13 protein-coding genes are annotated in these 20603 nt (G+C 42.9%); 6 read left to right on the top strand and 7 right to left on the bottom strand.

Going from position 1 to position 20603, the window contains the following annotated elements; translation table 11 throughout:
• Positions 1–143 precede the first annotated feature (143 nt).
• On the bottom strand, positions 144–641 hold the full coding sequence (locus NIAKO_RS33495; protein WP_014222935.1) for an Lrp/AsnC family transcriptional regulator: 498 nt from the start codon (positions 639–641) through the stop codon (positions 144–146).
• A 120-nt stretch (positions 642–761) separates the two neighbouring features.
• Here NIAKO_RS33495 and NIAKO_RS33490 point away from each other — a divergent pair, with 120 nt between their 5' ends.
• Positions 762–2126, top strand: a complete 1365-nt coding sequence (locus NIAKO_RS33490) for an MFS transporter (protein WP_014222934.1) — start codon at positions 762–764, stop codon at positions 2124–2126.
• 109 nt (positions 2127–2235) lie between these two features.
• Here NIAKO_RS33490 and NIAKO_RS33485 read toward each other — a convergent pair whose 3' ends face one another.
• Complete coding sequence (locus tag NIAKO_RS33485) at positions 2236–5463, bottom strand: TonB-dependent receptor (RefSeq protein ID WP_014222933.1); 3228 nt, start codon at positions 5461–5463, stop codon at positions 2236–2238.
• 345 nt (positions 5464–5808) lie between these two features.
• Between NIAKO_RS33485 and NIAKO_RS33480 the strand changes: the two genes are divergently transcribed.
• Entirely contained in the window at positions 5809–6294 is a 486-nt protein-coding gene (locus NIAKO_RS33480; RefSeq protein ID WP_014222932.1) for a hypothetical protein, read from the top strand.
• A gap of 43 nt (positions 6295–6337) precedes the next feature.
• On the opposite strand, the gene NIAKO_RS33475 is transcribed toward NIAKO_RS33480, so the two are convergent.
• The 5 genes from NIAKO_RS33475 to NIAKO_RS33455 all read right to left on the bottom strand — a co-directional run bounded on the left by NIAKO_RS33475 (position 6338) and on the right by NIAKO_RS33455 (position 12939).
• Positions 6338–7057: a LytR/AlgR family response regulator transcription factor gene (locus NIAKO_RS33475; RefSeq protein ID WP_014222931.1), complete on the bottom strand. Its 720-nt coding sequence runs from the start codon at positions 7055–7057 to the stop codon at positions 6338–6340.
• Between the two features lies 1 nt (position 7058).
• Complete coding sequence (locus NIAKO_RS33470; RefSeq protein ID WP_014222930.1) at positions 7059–8093, bottom strand: sensor histidine kinase; 1035 nt, start codon at positions 8091–8093, stop codon at positions 7059–7061.
• Positions 8094–8649: 556 nt separating this feature from the next.
• Positions 8650–9210, bottom strand: coding sequence for an acyltransferase family protein (locus NIAKO_RS33465; protein WP_244883944.1), 561 nt, complete (start codon positions 9208–9210; stop codon positions 8650–8652).
• A complete protein-coding gene (locus NIAKO_RS39875; protein WP_049815658.1) occupies positions 9149–9781 on the bottom strand; it encodes an acyltransferase family protein in 633 nt (210 codons plus the stop codon). Before NIAKO_RS39875 ends, NIAKO_RS33465 begins: the two co-directional genes overlap by 62 nt.
• A 230-nt stretch (positions 9782–10011) precedes the next feature.
• Positions 10012–12939: an FAD-binding and (Fe-S)-binding domain-containing protein gene (locus NIAKO_RS33455; RefSeq protein ID WP_014222929.1), complete on the bottom strand. Its 2928-nt coding sequence runs from the start codon at positions 12937–12939 to the stop codon at positions 10012–10014.
• 565 nt (positions 12940–13504) lie between these two features.
• On the opposite strand from NIAKO_RS33455, the gene NIAKO_RS33445 reads away from it, so the two are divergent.
• The 4 genes from NIAKO_RS33445 to NIAKO_RS33430 are packed head-to-tail and all read left to right on the top strand — an operon-like array spanning position 13505 to position 20562.
• Positions 13505–14218 carry a cysteine peptidase family C39 domain-containing protein gene (locus NIAKO_RS33445; protein WP_014222928.1) on the top strand — a complete coding sequence of 238 codons (714 nt, stop codon included), beginning with the start codon at positions 13505–13507 and terminating at the stop codon, positions 14216–14218.
• 1 nt (position 14219) lies between these two features.
• A complete protein-coding gene (locus tag NIAKO_RS33440) occupies positions 14220–16988 on the top strand; it encodes a TonB-dependent receptor (protein WP_014222927.1) in 2769 nt (922 codons plus the stop codon).
• A 10-nt stretch (positions 16989–16998) separates the two neighbouring features.
• Positions 16999–18135, top strand: a complete 1137-nt coding sequence (locus NIAKO_RS33435) for a DUF4249 domain-containing protein (protein ID WP_014222926.1) — start codon at positions 16999–17001, stop codon at positions 18133–18135.
• Positions 18136–18165: 30 nt separating this feature from the next.
• A complete protein-coding gene (locus NIAKO_RS33430; protein WP_014222925.1) occupies positions 18166–20562 on the top strand; it encodes a hypothetical protein in 2397 nt (798 codons plus the stop codon).
• The last annotated feature ends 41 nt before the right edge of the window (positions 20563–20603 follow it).

Here is a 20603-nt window from a genome sequence, read left to right as displayed (position 1 = left end):
CGCCGGAGATCTGAATAGAAGTATTTTGAGTAAGTACAGTGGGCCGATGTAACCAGGAGGCAATTTAGGGATTGTAGTAGAAAATTCTATGAGGGGTAAAACATTTAATTTTACCATAACCGTTACTAAATATTTTCTGCAGATTACAACAACTGATGCGTATCTTTTAATACGCCCATAACAAAGATACTCTGGGTTTGACTAATTCCTTTTATCATACTCAATTTATGCAGGTAGAAATCATGATATGACTCCATATTTTCTGCCACGATCTTCAGCATAAAATCAAATTGTCCTGAGATATTATAACACTCCAGCACTTCTGGAAAACCGGTCACGGCATCGATAAACACCTTTGCAATTTTACGATTGTGTTCTTTCAATGAAATATAACAAATGACCATGATGCCTTTTTGCACCTTACGATGATCGAGCAGGGTTGCATATTGTTTAATAACACCATTGGCCTCCATGCGTTTTATACGTTCATGAACCGGAGTAGCGCTTAAATGAATGGAAGCCGCAATTTCCCGCACTGTAAGTTTTGCATTTTGTTGTAACAGTCGAAGGATGGCAAAATCTTTGTCATCGAGTGTAATGTCGCTGGTGCCCGCTTGTTCTGTTTTTGATTTCGCTGCCATAGTAAAACCATTTACTTGTTCTATTAAAAACTACTAAATTACCCATTTGTTCTAAATTATTATATATTAACCGTACAAATAAACATATAAATAGCTTTGCATAGAACAATTGTGGAATAGATGCGTAGAAAACAGATCATATTGCTTGTTGCTTCCACCGCCATTTTTTTTGAAGCGCTGGATATTGCCATTCTCAACCTGGCTATTCCTTTAATGCAACGGCAATTTCAATTAGATGCCGAAACCATACAATGGGTTCAAACGGTGTATGTGCTTTTTTATGGCGGCTTTCTGGTAATTGGTGGCAAGTTGTGCGATACGGCAGGCCGTAAAAATATCTTCCTGGCCGGTGCAGGCCTTTTCCTTTGTACATCATTGGGCGCAGGGCTTTCGAATAGTTTTATTATGCTTACAGCTTTCAGGGCGCTGCAGGGACTGGCAGCCGCCATGGTAATGCCGTCGGCTTTATCAATCATTACCAATACATTTACTGAACCTGCCGAACGGAACCGCTCTATCAGCATCTTCAGTTCTTTTGCAGCTATTGGTTCCGGCTGTGGTTTGGCCCTGGGGGGTATTGTAGCTACTTATTTGGGCTGGCAGTGGATCTTTTTTATCAACGTGCCGGTGATTGCCCTGGCATTGATCCTCGCGTATAAGTATATCGACAAAGACGTTGTGAACAAACAACAAAAATTTCCTGATATTATTTCCAGTATGCTTTTAACGCTGGTAATTGTATTGCTCTCGTACGTAGTGCATAACCTGCCAGGGTTTTCAAAAAATTATCAGCAGTTGCTTTCGTTTATCGTAGTGATCGTGTTGGCCCTGTATATTTTCAGGCGCCGCGAACGCAACCAAAAACAACCGCTGATAGACCTCTCTTTATTCCGCAGTACCGGTACCATTACGGGTAATGGTACAACCATCCTGTTAGGTGCTTTCTTTCTAAGCTACCTGTTTCTGCTTTCACTGGTATTGCAACAAAATATGCATTTCAGCGCTGCACATGCCGGCTTGCTTCTTTTTCCTTTTAGCGTTTGTTCATTTTTAGTATCGCGGTACGTAGTACCGGCTTTATTTAAAAAACTGACGGTATTGCAAACAGGCATCTTGGGCATGTGTCTTATGGTGGCCGGCGCGTTGCTCTTAATGATGGCCTTGCTATTTGACCACAGCATGCCGCTGATCTTATTATCTATTGCCTGTGTTACCGGCAGCGGCATGTCGGTTTGTTATCCCAGCTTAACGTCCCTGGCCATCCGCGATATCCCGGATGCCCAACAGGGCGTAGCGGCAGGTATTTGTACTACCTCCTATTTTATAGGCGCAGGCCTGGGCCTTTCCCTATTGGCACTGGGGATGCAATTGATAACTGCCGCTACTACTGTAAACCATTTTTCGGTATTACTGGTTGGTTGCTTTGCATTACCGGGGGTTGTATGGCTACTGTGGGTTCGTAAGAAAATACCTCCCAGCCCCTAAAGGGGGAGCCGGCAAACGCCCTATCTTCCACCTCATAACTATTTTCATACTATCCATTATCAACCTTCCCACTCGTCAACCAGTCAACTGGTTAACTGGTCAACCTGCCTCAAAACGTATAACGCAGCCCTACCTGCATTTGCCAGCGCGAAGGAAGATCGGGACTGGCGGTGAAAGTAGATTTCAATGATGGATCAAATTGATAAACGGGTGCATTGTTGCTATAGCTAACCGATATTGGCTGGAAATAGCCGGAGGTAGTGGCATACTTCACTACGCCCCAATTACTGTTCAGCAAATTACCAATGTTCACAAAGTCGAGGCTCACTTGCAGCGTGGATGATTTTTTCTTTACAGGTATGATAAAATCCTGCAGAATGCGTAAATCAACCTGGCTTACCCAGGGGTTCTCGCCGGCATATTTTTCGGTATAGCTGCCGCGGTGTTTACTCAGGTATTTATCATTATTAATAAAATTCTTAAACGCCTGGCGCTGTGCAGCTGCATTTTGTACCACCCCATTCACATCTGTCAATGGATCAAATTTCATCACATCGATCTCTGCATCGGTAGGCACATACAACAGGTCGTTGGTGGTGGTTCCATCGTTATTGATATCGCCTCCATATACATACGCAAAACGGTTGCCTGAGTTCCAGGAACCAAACAGGGATACGGTAGTAGCATACTTCTCAGCATACGTAAACCGCCTGGAGAAAGCAGCCACAATGCGATGGGTATTCCCATACAAGGAACGCGACAGCACTGCTGCATTGGCATTATTCAATATTGGGTTACGATCAAAGGCATCGCTCGAGATCTCAGCAGAAATAGAACTGGCATCTTTTGCGATCAGGTAGTTATAACCCACCATGGCATAAAATCCATTTTTAAAGAATTGTTGAACCTGGAAGGTACCATTGAACTGATAGCCTACACTGGTATTGGTAAATACATAGGCGTTGGTGTCGCCCTTATCGGCTGGCAGGTATACGTTCCGCTTGTCGCCAGTTCCTGAATTCAGAGTACCTGTAGGTGTTCCCAGTTTATAGTTACGTACCATCATGCCATTTACATCTTTGGTATAGGCAAAATCAACCGTGAATATTGTCCCGAACGGGATCTTATAATCTACTCCAATATTAGAACGCCAAACCTGCGGCCATTTAAAATCACGATCGGTAACACAGTAAAAACTGCTGTATGGGTTGCCGATATGATTGCCGATCCACACAAATGGGAACCTGCCGGTAAATAAGCCAGTACCGCCACGCACCTGCACGGTTTTATCACCCTTTACATCCCAGTTAAATCCTAACCGGGGGGAAAACAATGGTTTCTTATCGGGCAATTTGGTATTATCAACGTCTTTACCCGGGCCATTTTTGAGCCGTTTACCATCTTTATTGAATAACTGCATATCGTCCTTATTGGATAAGGTGGGTGACCCCTCATCATACTTGCCGGTGAAGGTGCCGTCTGCATTCGTAATAGGATTGCGATAGCTGGCATTGAAATAAAATGGAACATCCATGCGCAAACCAAGCGTCATCCTGAAATGATCGGCCAGCTGCCATTCGTCCTGTACATATGCCGATGCCTGGCCAACGGTTAAATAGTACCAGGTCCACTGGGCAGCAGCAGCCCTGTTTCGCGCATAGTTTACATCCACGTCCAATGGGTAAGCGCCAAAAACGTAATTGCCGCTTACCGGTACACTGTCGACAAACGTTTTTATATCCGCACTTGAAAATATGGCGGGGCCATACCCTGTTAAATTAAATGAGTTGGCAAACTTGAACGATTCAAAAGAAAGGCCTGCAGTAACCGTGTGATTTTTAAAGAACATGTTGAAATTGTCGGTAACCTGAAAGGCATCCTGGTTCAGGCGGTTGTTGATGGAAAACGGTTCCTCCCCGGCAATGATATAATTTACGTTGTTCTTGGTAATGTTGATAACCGGGAATGGACTGGAGAATGGATTGCGTTTATCCCGGAAGGTTGTATACACTACTCTTAATTTATTCGCGTAGTCGCTGCCAAATGTCGATTTCAACTCGGCGCCAAACGATTGCAGCCTGTTTATAATTTCATATCCGGAGTTCCTGAACTGAAGGGTTGTATAGTCGGGGCCGCGGCGGCCAATGGCACTGGGGTGTGCGGGTTTATCTTTTTGCGCATCTAAGCCGTTATAGGTGAATGACAACCTGTGCTTATCGGTAATATTCCAATCAAGTTTAACCAGCCATTTGTAGTTTGTCTGGTCAAGGGTAAAATCCTGGTAGGGACCTGTCTCGTAATTGAATTTGTTTTTTAAAATGCTACTCACCTGCTTCAGGTCCGATTCCAACACGCGGCTGGTATTGGTTTTACCAACATTGGAACCGGTTTGTGCCACATAGGAAGAAGCCTGATCTTTCCGTTGTTCGGTTTCAAAACTTACAAAATAAAACAGTTTATTTTTTATAACGGGGCCACCCAGCGCAAAACCAGCCTGTAGTTGTTTCAGGTCGGGTAATACCAGTTTATTTTTCTCCACTTTTGAACCGGTGAGCGATTGATTCCGGTAAAAACCATAAACAGTTCCGGTAAAATTATTGCTGCCCGATTTGGTTACCGTGTTCACTCCCGCCCCGGTAAAGCCGGCCTGGGTTACATCGTAAGGTGCAATGTTTACCTGTATCTGATCTATGGCGTCGAGCGAAATGGGTTGCGCGCCGGTTTGTCCGCCCGGTGTGGGGGCATCCAGTCCAAACGGGTTGTTGAACACAGCGCCATCGAGCGAAAAGTTATTGTACTGTCCGTTCCGGCCCGCAAATGACAGTCCATTATAGGTGAACGAGGCCGAAGGTGTTAACCGGATGTAATCGTCGGCCGAACGGCTAATGGTAGGCAACGCTTTTAATAACCGGCTATTGATATTGGTGGAAGCGCCGGTTTTTTTATTGTCGAAAATAGTTCCTCTGCCGGTAACTGTTACCTTTTCCAGTTCGGCGGCTTTTTCATGCAATTGAATTTCTACTGAATTATTCTGCCCCAGTTCCAAGTAAACATTATCGGTAACTGATGACTGATAATTTATAAAACTAACGGTAACGGTATAGGGACCGCCAACCCGGAGGTTTGGTACAGTAAAACGGCCATCGCCCTTTGTTGCCAGCACTTGTTTGAAACCTGCATCAGGAAATTCAATTACCACCGTTGCCGATGGTAATGGTGATCCCTTTGGGTCTTTTACAATACCACTCAATGTAGCGGTGGTAACCTGGGAAAATAAAGCGGGGGAACACAATAAAAATACAAGCAGCGTAAAAAAGTGGTGAGCATCTCTTTTCATAGCAGTTTTTGTTTTGTTTATGAATACCAGTCTTGCTGTTTCTCCTGATGTTGAAGGGAAGGGATCTTGCACGGAAAATGAGATACAGATTAAACGATGCCTTTGCATTTTACAGAAGGTAGATTCCGGATTTACAAATGGAAAGAAGATTCCCATGCGCTGTTTCGTAAAACACGATCCGGTTAGTTGGAATTAACAGTTACCTAATTTAAGTAAATAAATTGATTGTATATGTTATTTTCTACCGGGTAAGCCGCTCATTTCGATTTTCTAGCAAGGATTTTGTATATGTGTGGGCGCCGCCCTGTAAAAACCCAGGATGCGTCCCCTTAAAAAATCACTAATATGAAAAAGATCACCCTTTTCGCTGCTTTTATTTGCCTGGCCACTGTTTCCATGGCCCAGTTAAAAGCCGCTGTTACCTGCCCCTCTTTTGAAGTCGACCTTTTAGATGGAAAAGTAAATGGATTTAAAGCCAATACCCAGGCCAGCCTGATCAAAGCCAAATGGCCCTGCTTTACCAGCGCTACCACCGACAGCGCAAAGTGTGGTGAAGCGATCTACTACAAAGACAAGGGCATTACCTTTTATATCAACAGGCACTATGTGGAAATTACGGAAGGCTTTAAGGGAAAACTCAGCGTGCCTTTACTGGGATCATCCCGTGGCAGTTTGTTCAAGACATTGGGTAACCCAGCCATGAAAGATGCCGGCTGGGATGCTTATCAAACCAATTATGGTTGTATGATCCTGTATTTCAATAAAGCAAACAAGTGCCGGCTGATCCAATTCAGCACAGAAGGCACTGGTACAATAAAATTGTGTAATTAGATGTATACGGGTTGACATGTTGACGAGTTAACTTGTTAACATGTCAACTTATTTCTGACTTCAGGCTCCGCAAAAATTGCTGCTTAAAATTCCTTCCTATTGGCAACGAGATAGCATTCACATTCACTTCTTCGTTATTATAGCTTACGATCTTATCAACTGAAATGATGTAGGATTTATGAATGCGGACAAATTTATTCTCCGGTAACTTTTCTTCCATATACCCGATGCGCTGATACGTGATCACACTTTTACCCGGGGTAACTATTTTTACATAGTCCTTTATGCTTTCAATATAAATGATCTCCCTCAGAAAGATCTTTACCAACTCCTTGTTCACTTTAAAATACATATACGCTTTCTCAAACGCTTCTTCCCGGTTTTCGATGGCGGCAGGTTGTTTCAGGATATTATACTGATGGTATTTTGAAATAGACTTCAGGAACCGTTCAAATGTTACAGGCTTTACCAGGTAATCGAGCACATCCAGTTCAAACCCTTCTACCGCAAACTCGCGATAGGCGGTAGTTAAAATAATCCGCGGCCGTTCCTGTAACGACTTTATCAGTTCCAACCCATTCATGCGGGGCATTTGAATATCGAGGAAAAGAATATTGACCGGGTATTTTTGAATAAAGGCAAATGCTTCCAGCGCATTGCCGCACTGGCCGCTTATTTCCAGGTCATCCATCTTTTCAATGTACGATGCCAGCAACTCCCGGGCTGGTGGTTCGTCATCTACTATGAGACATTGTATTTTCACCTCAGCTTTTTTTAATTTTCAGGATCGTTAAAAACGATTGGCCCTCACTCATATATTTAAATTCATGCCGTTCGGGGTAAATAATTTCCAGACGCTTTTTTACATTTTCCATGCCTATGCCTTTGTATACGGCATGGCCATTTAAGCCATCCATTATCCGGCTGTTCTCGATCTTTACAGTAAGCCAGTCATCTTTTACCGAAAGATCAACGCGGATCCAGCTATTGCCCACATCATTACTTACGCCATGTTTGAAACTGTTCTCCACCAACGGCAGGATCAGTAATGGCGGAATGGTGAACTGGTCAACCGAATCAAAACAATTCACGGCTACATCCAGGCGCTCGCCATACCGGATCTTTTCCAGTTCAATATAGTTATGAATGTATTCCATTTCCTTGCTTACAGGAATGAACTCCTGGCGGCTGTCGTACAGCATATAGCTCAACAGGGATGATAACCGGTAAATAAGGTCTGACGTTCTGGGGCTGTTCTTTAGCGACAGCGAATAAATATTATTCAGCGTATTGAAAATAAAATGGGGTTGCACCTGGTTCTTTAATAATTCCAGTTGCGCAACAGCTTTATCGCGCTGCAATTCCTGCGCAAGCCGTTGTTGTTCGTACCATGCCCTCAAAAAATAGAACATGGTAAACAGGGCAACGATCAGGTAAATGTTCACACCTTCTATCAGTAATTTGGGAAACCACCAGTAAGAAGTGGTCTTTAATCCCTCCGGCCAATAATGGGGATAGGTATAAAAGTAATTAAAGGCCCGCCGCAGCAGGGTAAATGCCACCACGCCTGCCGCAAACCCGATGCGAAAAGCAACGATCTTTTTTTTAACCAGGAATTTCTTTATCAGTACCTGGATGGTAAACCAGGTAGCCATACCGGTAATGGGCACAATTACACAGGCATTTATAAAATAACGGCGGTATTCGCTGCTCAATGCCGCCTGCCCCAGCCACTCGTACAAAAAGTAAAGCAGCCAAAACAAAACACTTAGCCTGACGTTGCTTTTGTTGTAATTCATACCCCGAATTCTTACCTAATTTACCTTATAATCAACAAAATGTGGGGCATTCTTAGACAAACGACGGATTGGTACCACAAACGGCAAGATATAGTTCCCAGTTCAAAGTTCAGAGTTCAAAGTTTGGGATGCTGAGCGGAGTCGGGGTGCCGGTTCTGTTGCAGGTTGCAGGTTCCAGGTTTCAGGTTCCAGGCCCCTTTCCGGCTCACCCGGAACCATCGTGTCGCAGGGGGCCCGGGCTAATTTTGCTAAAACCTTAAAGTGCGACACTTAAAAAGTTTTGCGATGCACTAATTTAATTTGGGCATAGCAAAAAGCAATTGGGGTATCGACTAATCAGGTTTGTGTATTATCAAATCAAAAAAGTGTAGCATTTAATTGCCTAAGTATAACATTTAAACGATCAAACGTCACACATGAAGAATTAAAGGATGGCAAAAAGTTTTAAGTGTAGCATTTAACCGTCTAAGTGTAGCATTTAAACAATTAAGTGTCACGCCTGAAGAATTAAATGGTGGCTAAAAGTTTAAGTGTAGCAAATGAAATAAATAGCATTTTATGCTTCAAACTTTGTTCTAAGCTTTAATATTCGCTTTTCAAAAAATTCATAGCTTAATATTGATATTACTAAGGCAATTGCTATCCTAACAACATCAATAAGCACAGCCTGATAAATATTCTGAGGATCCAACTTTATTTTTAAGTATTCAGTACTGTAAAATATAGGGTAATGATACAAATACAAGCCGTAAGAAATTTTGCCTAAGTATTTTAGAACTCTGCCCGAAAGTATCTTGTTAAGTATTTTGTTATCTTCAAAAGCTGCATGGAGAATAACTATTCCGCTTGCAAAGGAAAAAACAAAAAACGACAAGCCGTAGCCTAATAACAACTTACCTAATACATTTAGTACTGTTATAGCAAGAGCAACATATAAAGTAATTGAAGATGAGAAGAATTTTACTAAGCCATTGATAATTTTATTAGTGTCAATATTAAATTGCTTTTTAAATGGTTCATTTGTAAGCAATGCAAGGAAAACACCCATAAAAATTTCAAAAAAACCTCCATAAGAAAAATTTATAAAAATGTCCCCCCATTTTAAGCGTACCCACAACTACCAGTAATAAAAAAAACACATTAAAAATGAAAAACAAAAAGGACAAGCTGATTTTCTTTCGTCCAAAAACCCTGAGAAATATTATTAATAGTGTTGGATAAAAAATATAAAATTGTTCTTCAATGGCAAGCGACCAACAATGTGAAAAATACAGAGGATATTCCAGGTAAGGAATAAAGTGCCTGAACAACATCACAATGTCCCCCGTGTATGTTGCCATGAAAAAAAAGTTAGAAAATGCAGCTCTAAAATTGAAGAAGGATAGTGGGACTACAAAGATGATCATTGCTAAAATAATAGGAGGATATAGCCTTAGAACCCTTCTGACATAGAAGTTTTTTATACTAATCTTTCCTGTTATTAAATATTCCCTTAGTAGTACGTTGGTGATTAAAAAACCGGATAATACAAAAAACAAATCCACCCCTAAATAACCATTCGAAAAAGGATAGTAATAACCATGCTCTCTGCAAAACACTTCACAAATCCCATGAAAAAAAATAACAATAAAGACAGCAAAAGCCCGTAAAGAATCAATTAATGGGAAAAATTGTTTTTTAGTCTGCATTTACGTACAAATTCGTTTTTATCACATTATTTTTTGCGTGTTCCTCAGTCAAAAACTCCACTTCAAATCTTTAAGCTGGGCGAATGTAACAGTTTAAACTATAATAAGCAATAAGAGTATCCAGTGTACTTTTTAATTGGCTGTTACATATTTGCGGACGGAATACACAACTAATCGGCAATATTATAGCATTAGATAAAAATCTCCACTTATTGTCAAAGGCTTAACATCTACTTAAGCGCATTAAACAATACCTCAACCGGGTGAAGGGCATGCTTGCCGGTTCCATCCAAAACCTGGTGGCGGCAGCTGGTGCCGGGTGCAGCAATGATCACTTCTTCAGGTTGTTTGCGAACGGTTGGGAACAAGACCAGCTCTCCTATCTTCATCGACAGGTCATAGTGCTCTTTTTCAAAGCCAAATGAACCGGCCATACCGCAGCAACCTGATGGAATGGTTTGTACGGTATAATTCTCCGGCAACGACATCATCTTTACCGACGGGGCAGTTGAAGACAAAGCCTTTTGCTGGCAATGCCCATGCAACTGGATCACCTTCTTTTCAGCAGTGAATTGTTCTTTGCGAATGGCGCCTTTCTCCATTTCACGGGCTATAAACTCTTCAAACGTGAATACATTTTTCGATAGTTGCCGGGCTGCTTCCAGTTGTTCATCGGTAGCCAGGTCAATGTACTCATCGCGGAAGGTGAGGATAGCCGATGGTTCAATACCAATAAGCGGTGTTTCTTCCGTAACTATGGGGTGTAAGAGTGCAATGTTTTTATTGACGATCTCCTTTGCTTTGCGCAATAAACCTTTCGATAACCAGGTTCTGCCACTTTCCGAATGCTGCGGAATAACCACTTCATAACCCAGTTTCTCCAGCAGTTGAATGGCTTTTATTCCTATTTCAGTATCGTTATAGTTTGTAAACTCATCACAGAACAGATATACTTTCTTCTGTATCCCGTCTGCCGTTTGCCGTTTGCCGTTTGCCTTATTCTTTTTATACCAGCTTTGTAAAGTGGTTTTATATAAGGTAGGCATGCTGCGTTTTACTGCAAAGCCAGAGAATTGTTTTATCCATTTGCCTATTACCGGGTTGGTAACAGCAAAGTTGTATAAACCCGGGGCAATAGCGCCCAGTTTTGCCGATGCTGAAAAATTGGCAATCAGCTTTGAACGCATAGGCACGCCGTTGGCATCGTAATACTGTTGCAGGAACTCTGCTTTCAGTTTGGCCACATCCACGTTTGAGGGACATTCAGACTTACAGCCCTTGCAACTCAAACACAGGTCCATTACTTCATAGATCTCTTTATGATCAAAGCGATTGACTTTGTCGGAATGTGTAAGCATTTCGCGCAGGATGTTGGCCCTGGCGCGGGTTGTATCCTTTTCATTGCGGGTAGCCATAAAGGAAGGACACATGGTTCCACCCGATAAATGCGTTTTGCGACAGTCGCCCGAACCATTACATTGTTCAGCGTGCTGTAGCACATCCTGGTTATGATACCGGAACACCGTTTTAAACGCCGGTGTTTTTTGCCCCGGTGTATACCGCAAAAAGCTGTTCATGGATGGGGTATCCACAATCTTATTGGGGTTAAAAATATTATCCGGGTCCCAGGTATATTTTACCTGTTTCAGTAATTGATAGTTCTTTTCGCCCACCATTTGCGGAATGAACTCGCCGCGCAAACGGCCATCGCCGTGTTCACCGCTTAATGAACCGGAATATTTTTTTACCAGGGTGGCAATCTCTTCCGCAATGATGCGGAACAATGCATTCCCTTCTTCCGTTTTTAAATTAATGATGGGGCGTAAATGTATTTCGCCTGAACCGGCATGTGCATAATGCACCGAGTACAGGTTGTGTTTTTTCAGGATCTCGTTAAAGTCGCGGATATAGGCAGGCAGGTCGTTTACATCCACCGCAGTGTCTTCAATTACCGGTACGGCTTTTTCATCGCCCGGTAAATTACTCAACAGGCCCAACCCGGCTTTGCGCAGGGTCCAGATCTTTTTTGTATCGTCGCCAAACAACAGCGGAAAGTGATAACCCAGTCCGGCAGCCCGCATTTCGGCTTCCACTTTTTGCGCGGTGGCAGTTATTTCTTCGCGGGTAGCGCCTGCATATTCCACCACCAGGATGGCGCCGGGATCGCCCTGTACAAAGAAGCGGTTTTTGCGTTGCTCAATGTTATCCTTTGTACATTCAAGAATATAATGGTCTATCAGCTCACTGGCGCGCGGATTATATTTCAGCGCAATCAGGTTAGCGCGTAACGATTCGTCAATTGAATTAAAATGCACGCATAGTAACCCGGTTTCTTTGGGTGGCAATGGCACTACATTCAATTTTATTTCGGTCAAAAATGCCAGGGTACCTTCTGAACCGGCAATGAGGCCGCAAAAATTAAACTCGGGCCCACCTGCTGTAAATGGCGCCATTTCAAGCATCACATCCATGGCATATCCTGTGTTCCTGCGCTCGATGCTTTGTTTTGGAAACTCCTTTCTTATCTCAACCTGGTTATCGTAATTGCTTAACAGGCTGCGGATGGTTTTATAAATATTGGCTTCCAGTGTGGCGCCTTCACATTTTTGATGAAAATCTTCGATATCCATGGCTCCAAATACTGCTTCGGAACCATCGCTCAGTAAGGCTTTTACCTCCAGCAAATGTTCCCGGGTACTGCGGTAAACTACTGAGTTGGAGCCACAGGAGTTGTTGCCCACCATACCTCCAATCATGGCGCGGTTGGCAGTGGAGGTTTCCGGGCCAAAGTACAGGCCATGTGGTTTCAGAAACAGGTTCAACTCATCCCTGATAACACCGGGTTGAACGCGAACCCATTTTTCGGCGGCGTTCAATTCCAGAATCTGGGTAAAGTTTTTGGAAACATCTACGATAATACCATTTCCTACTACCTGTCCCGCAAGGGAGGTGCCCGCCGTACGCGGTATCAGCGAGGTTTTATTGGTATGAGCAAACCTGATAAGTTTTTTGATGTCATCTATATTTCGCGGTATGGCTACAGCCAGGGGCATTTCGCGATAAGCCGAAGCGTCAGTGGCATATAAAACCCGCATTGTTTTATCAAAATACAATTCTCCTTCGAGGTCCTTAGCCAGCTGTTGTAACAAATTGTTCATGAATCTTTTCCTTTGATTGGGGCCGCGCCAGCGGCGTGCAAATTTACTTCATTACGATTGCTTTGGCACAAACAGGCAAAATATTAGATAATTTTCAAAAATTATTTGCCTAATACTCAATTGATTAAGAAAAAGCCATTTTGGCGCTTTAACAGGACCTGGAAAAAAAGAGGCATTCCGGAACATAAGCCGCAGGTTACCGGGTTCCAGGTTCCAGGTTCCAGGTACCCCGGCAACTGGAAAACCGGCCAGCATGTGACAGCTCCGCGTCACTTCTTTCTACATCAACCTTTAATAACTATATGTTACAACCGAAACGGTTTGCTGTTTATCCGGTTCAAACTAAAAAAAGAATAATATGAATGTAGTATTGACAGTTTTCAAATTAATTTTCATTAATCCGCCGCCTTTCATACATCACATTGATTATCTTGTAAGTCCAAAACCAAAGGCGTTTCGACAGGGAAAATATTGACGAACTGTTACCAGCATTTATGCTGCCATGCAACACTTTACGCAGAAATCTGGTAATACAGGCATACGTATTAGAAAAACTAACTGTACAATGCTAAAACACGCTGCTTTAGTACTTGGATTTGTAGCCACCGTTATATCGGTAAAGGCACAAAACAAACCTCCCGCCACTGTACCCGTTATTGTAAAAGCCGGTGATATTTACAATCCCTTTATTGCAAAACAATCCCGTTTATACAATGGGATTGAACACCCGGGCTATGCCTATAAAATGAAAGGGCATGCTTACTTTTTGCAAAATGAGCTGTCCATTGGCACCGTTGTATATGATGAGCTGGAATTTGCCAATGTGCCTATGTTATACGACCTGTATAAAGGCCAGGTAGTGGTTCAACACTTCGATGGATTTTCAAAAATCGGATTGGTTTCGTCCAAAGTAAAGTCATTCAGTTTGCTCAATCATCACTTCGTTCGGCTGGACAGTATTCCCGGAACCCCCATTACTGGTGGGTTCTACGATGAAATGTATACCGGTAACACCAAAGTGCTGGTGAAAAGAGGAAAGTTTATTGTAGAAACAGTAAAGGATGAAGTAGAACGGGAATTCTTTGAAACAAATCCTGTTTTTATTCAAAAAGACGACAGGTATTATTCCATCAAATCCAATAAAGCCCTGTTAACCCTTTTGCAGGACAAAGCGCCGCAGGTAAAACAATATCTCCGCAAAAACAAGATCAAATTCCGCAAGGCCCCTGAATATACTATTTTGAAAGCTGTTGAATATTACGATTCGATAAACAAGTAACATGAGAAAACTGCAACTGCTTATTATTTGTAACCTTATTTTCCTGGGGGCGGGCTTTACAGCGCATGCACAACCCGGTTCTAAACGGGTGAGCATTGAATTGCAGGGCGCACCCATCGATAGCCTTATTATGGAGCTGGAATCGCAAACCGGTTATCATTTTTATTACGACCCTACCCAGTTCGACAGCCTGCGGGTTAGCGTTTCCGTTACCAACGTATCGCTGACCAAAGTACTGGAGCTGGTATTTGCCAATTCGGAATATCATTTTGCCATACCTGAAAAACAGGCGTATGTATTGCTCACCAAAGGAGCTACCATAAAAACCACTTTGCCGCCGGGTTTCTTTTCCGCCCCCGCTATGGATAGCCTGCAGGCTACAACACCCTATTATGGCGATAAAAAGAAGACCCGGGTAGACGCCTCCATTGAAAATAAATTATTCGAGATAGGTGTCCGGAATAACAACCAGGGCCCGCCATCCGTGGCCATGGCCGGTTATGTGCGCAATATAAAGAGCGGCGAACCGGTTGTGGGCGCTGTTATTACGCTGACCAATCCTTCATTATCGGTGGCAACCGACCAATATGGTTACTACTCCATCACCCTGCCAAAGGGACGTAATATAATCTCCATTCAGGGTATTGGCATGAAGGACACGCGACGCCAGATAATGGTATATTCAACCGGGAATTTTAATATAGATATGGATGAACGGGTTACTTCTTTAAAAGAGGTGATCGTTTCTGCACAAAAACTGGCTAACGTTCGCAATGTACAAATGGGTATCGACCACCTCAGCATAAAAGCCATCAAGCAGGTACCCACCGCGTTTGGTGAGGCCGACATTATAAAAGCCGTAACCATGCTGCCCGGGGTAAAAACGGTAGGCGAAGCCAGCACCGGTTTTAATGTAAGAGGCGGCTCAGCGGATCAGAACCTGATCCTGTTTAACGACGCTACTATATATAATCCCTCGCACTTTTTTGGTTTCTTCTCGGCATTCAATCCCGAAGTGGTGAAAGAAGTGGAATTGTATAAAAGCAGTATCCCAGCTAAGTATGGTGGCCGGCTTTCGTCGGTACTCGATATCAGCAGCCGCGAAGGCAATAAAAAGGAATTTGCCGGCGTGGCCGGTGTTGGTTTGCTTACCAGCCGCATTACGCTGGAAGGTCCTATTAAAAAAGATAAAACCTCTTTTATTCTGGGAGCCCGCACCACCTATGCCAATTGGCTGTTGCAATTTTTGCCCGATCAATATAAACACAGCAAGGCCTCCTTTTATGATCTGAACCTGAACATTAGTCATCAGTTCAATAAAAACAATAACCTGTATATAACAGGTTATACAAGCAGTGACAGGTTTAATCTGAACAGTGACACTACCTATGGTTACAGCAATAAAAATGCGTCCATAAAGTGGAAGCACATCTTCAACAACAAACTTACTATGGTTATCACCGGTGGGTACGATCATTACGATTACCATATTGGCAGTGATAAAGACAGCCTGTTTGCTTACAAAATGAAATTCGACATTAACCAGTATAACTTCAAAACAGACTTCAACTGGTACGTTCATCCCAATCACACAATCGACTTTGGCATCAGCTCCATCCGTTACCTGTTACACCCCGGCACCTATGAACCAAACAACAAATCATCGCTGGTTGCCCGGGACAATATGGAAGCAGAGCATGCCCAGGAAAGCGCCGCCTACCTCAGTGAAAAATGGAACATTACCGATGCATTGTCGCTGCAGGCGGGGTTGCGGTATTCGATCTTTAATTTCCTGGGGCCAAAAACAGTGAATGAATATGCGCCGGATTTACCCATTACAGATGATAACCTGGTGCAGCAAGAAACATATGCAAAAAATAAGATCATTCATACTTACCAGGGGCCTGAATACCGGCTGGCGATCCGTTACAGCCTCACCTCAAGCTTTTCGGTAAAAGCAGGATACAATTCACTGCGGCAGTATATACATATGTTATCCAACACTACTGCTATTTCGCCCACCGATATCTGGAAGTTGAGCGATCCCAACATCAAACCCCAGCTGGGCGACCAGGTTTCTTTTGGTTTGTACAAAAACTTTAAATCAAACACCATTGAAGCTTCTGCCGAAGGATATTATAAGAATATTAAAAATTACCTCGATTATAAAAGCGGAGCGCAGCTGGTGTTGAATCACCATATTGAAACAGATGTAATCGGCACCAAAGGAAAAGCCTATGGGGTTGAACTTATGGTCAAGAAACAGAATGGCAAATTGAATGGCTGGATCAGTTATACCTGGTCGCGGATCCTGCTTAAAATGGATGACAGCACCAAAGGTGAGCTGATAAATGACGGGAAGTTTTATCCCGCCAGTTATGATAAACCAAACGATATAACCATGGTAGGCAATTACCGGTTCAGTCACCGGTTCAGCGTTTCCATGAATATGACCTACAGCACGGGCCGTCCTATTACCCTGCCAATCGGACGTTTCTTTTATGCCAACTCATGGCGGGCCTTGTATGCAGATCGCAATGCCTATCGTATTCCAGATTACTTCCGTACCGACCTGTCGATGAATATTGAAGGCAATCATAAAATACATCAAAAAACACACAACTCCTGGACGATAGGTGTATATAACCTCACTGCCAGAAGGAACCCGTACTCGGTTTATTATGTTTCAGAAAACGGTGCCATCAATGGCTATAAGCTGTCCATTTTCGGAAACGCCATTCCGTTTGTAAACTTTAATATCAGGTTTTAAACAATATAACATGAGAAAGATTGTATTCTGCTGCCTGACGGTATTGTTGTTTTGTTGCAAAGACAAATATGACGCCCCGATAAAAGCACCCATTACCGGATACCTGGTTATAGAAGGATATATCAGCGCCAAAGGACCTGCTGAAATACATTTATCCCGCTCCATACCGCTGAGCGATACAGCCAAACTTATAAACGAAACACTGGCCAAAGTGCAATTGCTGGGCCGCGATAATTCAACCTATAACCTCACAGAAACGCCCGGTGCAGTTTATACCAACACCCTGTTAACCCTAAACAACAGCCAGCAATACCGGTTGTATATTAAAACAAAGGATGGAAAAGAATACGCATCGGATTATGTGAATGTGAGGAATGCTGCTCCCATTGATAGTGTTGGCTGGCTTAGACAGGATGGTGGTGTACAGATCTATGTTAACGGCAGCGATCCTAATAACAATACCTGGTATTACCGCTGGTCAACCGAAGAAACCTGGGAATTTCATATGATCTATGAACAGAGCCTTAAATATACAACGAATCCCGGGGGAACTGTTAATGGTGTTGATTGGATCAATGCAAATATGCATCCTATAGATACCGTACGTGTTTGCTGGGCTGGTGAAAATTCCACCAGCCTGATACTCGGCTCTTCAGCCAAACTAAGCAAAGACAGTATACATAAATCCCTGATCTATATTCCACCCTCATCGTGGAAACTGGGCGTTTTATACAGCGTGCTTGTAAAACAATATGCACTCAGTAAAGAGGAATATGAATACCTGGATAAGATGAAAAAGAACTCAGAAGAAACCGGCAACATTTTTGGCCGGCAACCTTCCGAGCTTAAAGGCAATGTTCATTGCATCAGCAACCCCAATGATCCGGTGATCGGTTATATCGGCATTGCCAACCGGCAGGAAAAAAGAATATTTATAGACCGTAGTCAGGTGCCTGACTGGAATTATTACTTACAGTGCGAAACATATGATGTTCCGGTTGACTCTGCCAAATATTATTCGAGCTACAGACCAGTAATCGCTACCGACTGGGGGCCGTTTGGGATTACCAGGTATTTAGCGGTGCAGCCCACTTGTGTGGATTGTACTTTACAAGGCGTCAACAAAAAACCATCTTTTTGGCCATAACCAATTTACCAGTAACAACAGCCAGCATTCATGAAACTATTCAATCATAAAAGGTTCACTTTTTTATCGTTCCTGCTAATATTGCTTTTGTTTAAAACACAAGGGCAGGAACTGTTGACTGCAATACCAGTGCAGTTTAAAGCATACAACAACAGCACGCACCTTGAAAAAATGTATGTGCATACCGATAAAAACTTTTACGTAGCGGGTGAGTTGTTGTGGTTTAAAATATATAATGTAGATGGTGCTTTATATCAACCAGCCGACCTGAGTAAAATTGCCTATGTAGAAATTCTTGATAAAGATAATAAACCGGTTATGCAGGCTAAGGTGCAGCTTAGCAGGGGCAAAGGCAATGGATCATTTTTTTTACCGGTTTCCATTAATTCGGGTAATTACAAGTTACGCGCTTATACCAACTGGATGAAAAATTTCAGTGCGTCCTGTTACTTTGAAAAACCGCTAACTATTGTAAATACCTTAAAAACATTATCCGCCCCAATTGCAGATACAGCTACTAACTACCAGGCAGCTTTCTTTCCCGAAGGCGGCAACCTGGTAAAAGACCTTTCCAGTAAAGTTGCTTTCCAGGTTACCGACCGCTATGGCAAAGGCATAGATTGTAAAGGCGTTTTGCTGTCACAAAACAATGATACCCTGCTTAGGTTTCAGTCGTTCAAATTTGGTATGGGACATTTTATGTTTACCCCCAATAGCACGCAGCCCGCCAAAGCAGTGATTACGCTGGCTAATGGCCGCACTATTCTCCAAAACTTACCGGCTGCTTATGAACAGGGGTATGTGATGCAGGTGGGCGAAGAAACAACCGGGACCGTAAAGGTTACCATTACCAGCAAATCGCCCATAGCGCAATCGGCATATTTATTTGCCTATACCAAACAGGTTATGCAGGTTGCCGAAAGACAAAACTTTAATAACGGAGTGGCCACATTTTCGATAGATAAAAATAAACTGCCTGATGGAGTTTCCACCATCACGGTTTTTAACGACCTGCAACAACCTGTTTGTGAGCGTTTGTATTTTAAAAAGCCACAACAGGTATTATCAGTGGCAGCCAGCAGCAACGCTGCTCAATATGGAAACCGCAAACGGGTAGCGTTATCAGTGAATACACAGCACGCCAATGCCACAACAGGTTCACCCGCCAATTTATCCCTTGCGGTGTACCGCATCGACTCGCTACAAACTATTGATCCCAACTCCGTATTAAGCTATTTGTGGCTTACCAGTGAACTGGCCGGTAATATTGAATCACCTGCCTATTACTTTTCAACAGACAATGATGAAATAAAAGAAGCTACCGACAATTTATTGCTGGTGCATGGCTGGCGAAAATTTGATTGGGACCGCGTTTTTAACGACAAGCAACCAACGTTTGAATATGTGCCTGAGTTTGACGGGCATATTATCAGTTGCCAGTTAAAGCATAACGAAACTGCAGCCTCTAATACATCTATAACAGATGCCTGGCTATCGATACCAGGCATTCAGATGCAGTTTTATAATAGCAAAGTAAACGATAAAGGGAAAGTGTACTTCGATGTAAGAGATTATTACGGGCAAAACGAGATCGTTATTCAAACCGATAACCTCGACACCACTGCACATGTGGAGGTATTGAATCCTTTTTCAGAAAAATACAGCGATGTTTCACTACCAGCATTCTCACTGGCAACTGCTACACAAAATGCATTGAACGAACAAAGCATTGGTATGCAGGTGCTCAATACTTACGAAGCTGGTCAATTAAGCCGGTTTACCATTCCGAATATCGATACCACCCCTTTTTATGGAAAGCCCAGCAATGTGTACAAACTGGATGATTATGTTCGGTTTACTACTATGGAAGAAGTACTTCGCGAATATGTGCCCGAGGTGGCTGTACGCCGGTTTGGTGGACAACTACATTTAAAAGTGTTTAATTATGACGTCCATGATTTTTATCCCAGTGACCCGCTTATTTTATTAGATGGGGTGAAGGTTGATAATAACATTCTGCTGGGCTACGACCCGTTAAAAGTGAATAAACTGGAAGTGGTTACCAACGAGTATGTGAAGGGTGAATTTATTTACCTGGGCATTGTAAATTTCACCACATACCATGGTGATATGGAAAGCCTGAAACTCGATTCCAGGGCTGTGATCCTGGATTACGAGGGATTGCAATTGAAACGTAATTTCTACTCACCTGTATATAAAACCGATCAGCAGGCAAGCAGCCGCCTACCCGACTTCAGGAATTTATTGTATTGGGAACCTGATGTGCAAACCGATGCCAGCGGAAAGGCGAATGTTGAATTTTACACCAGCGATGTAAAAGGAAAATATGTAGCTGTTTTACAAGGCATGGATAATGCAGGGTATGCAGGCAGCTATTATTTCACCTTTGATGTAACAAACAAATAAGCTATAGAGTACGGACTGGTACTTAAAAGGTGCAGGAATCC

The sequence above is a fragment of the Niastella koreensis GR20-10 genome, assembly GCF_000246855.1.
Taxonomy (GTDB): domain Bacteria; phylum Bacteroidota; class Bacteroidia; order Chitinophagales; family Chitinophagaceae; genus Niastella; species Niastella koreensis.
The sequence above is the reverse complement of the archived record's forward strand: the minus strand, read 5'-3'. Positions and strand labels throughout refer to the sequence as shown.

Coding starts and splice junctions, on each gene's coding strand:
- NIAKO_RS33490 (WP_014222934.1), top strand. CDS start 762: ATGCGTAGAAAACAGATCATATTGCTTGTTGCTTCCACCGCCATTTTT.
- NIAKO_RS39875 (WP_049815658.1), bottom strand. CDS start 9,781: ATGCAGACTAAAAAACAATTTTTCCCATTAATTGATTCTTTACGGGCT.
- NIAKO_RS33440 (WP_014222927.1), top strand. CDS start 14,220: ATGAGAAAACTGCAACTGCTTATTATTTGTAACCTTATTTTCCTGGGG.
- NIAKO_RS33455 (WP_014222929.1), bottom strand. CDS start 12,939: ATGAACAATTTGTTACAACAGCTGGCTAAGGACCTCGAAGGAGAATTG.
- NIAKO_RS33480 (WP_014222932.1), top strand. CDS start 5,809: ATGAAAAAGATCACCCTTTTCGCTGCTTTTATTTGCCTGGCCACTGTT.
- NIAKO_RS33495 (WP_014222935.1), bottom strand. CDS start 641: ATGGCAGCGAAATCAAAAACAGAACAAGCGGGCACCAGCGACATTACA.
- NIAKO_RS33485 (WP_014222933.1), bottom strand. CDS start 5,463: ATGAAAAGAGATGCTCACCACTTTTTTACGCTGCTTGTATTTTTATTG.
- NIAKO_RS33470 (WP_014222930.1), bottom strand. CDS start 8,093: ATGAATTACAACAAAAGCAACGTCAGGCTAAGTGTTTTGTTTTGGCTG.
- NIAKO_RS33435 (WP_014222926.1), top strand. CDS start 16,999: ATGAGAAAGATTGTATTCTGCTGCCTGACGGTATTGTTGTTTTGTTGC.
- NIAKO_RS33430 (WP_014222925.1), top strand. CDS start 18,166: ATGAAACTATTCAATCATAAAAGGTTCACTTTTTTATCGTTCCTGCTA.
- NIAKO_RS33445 (WP_014222928.1), top strand. CDS start 13,505: ATGCTAAAACACGCTGCTTTAGTACTTGGATTTGTAGCCACCGTTATA.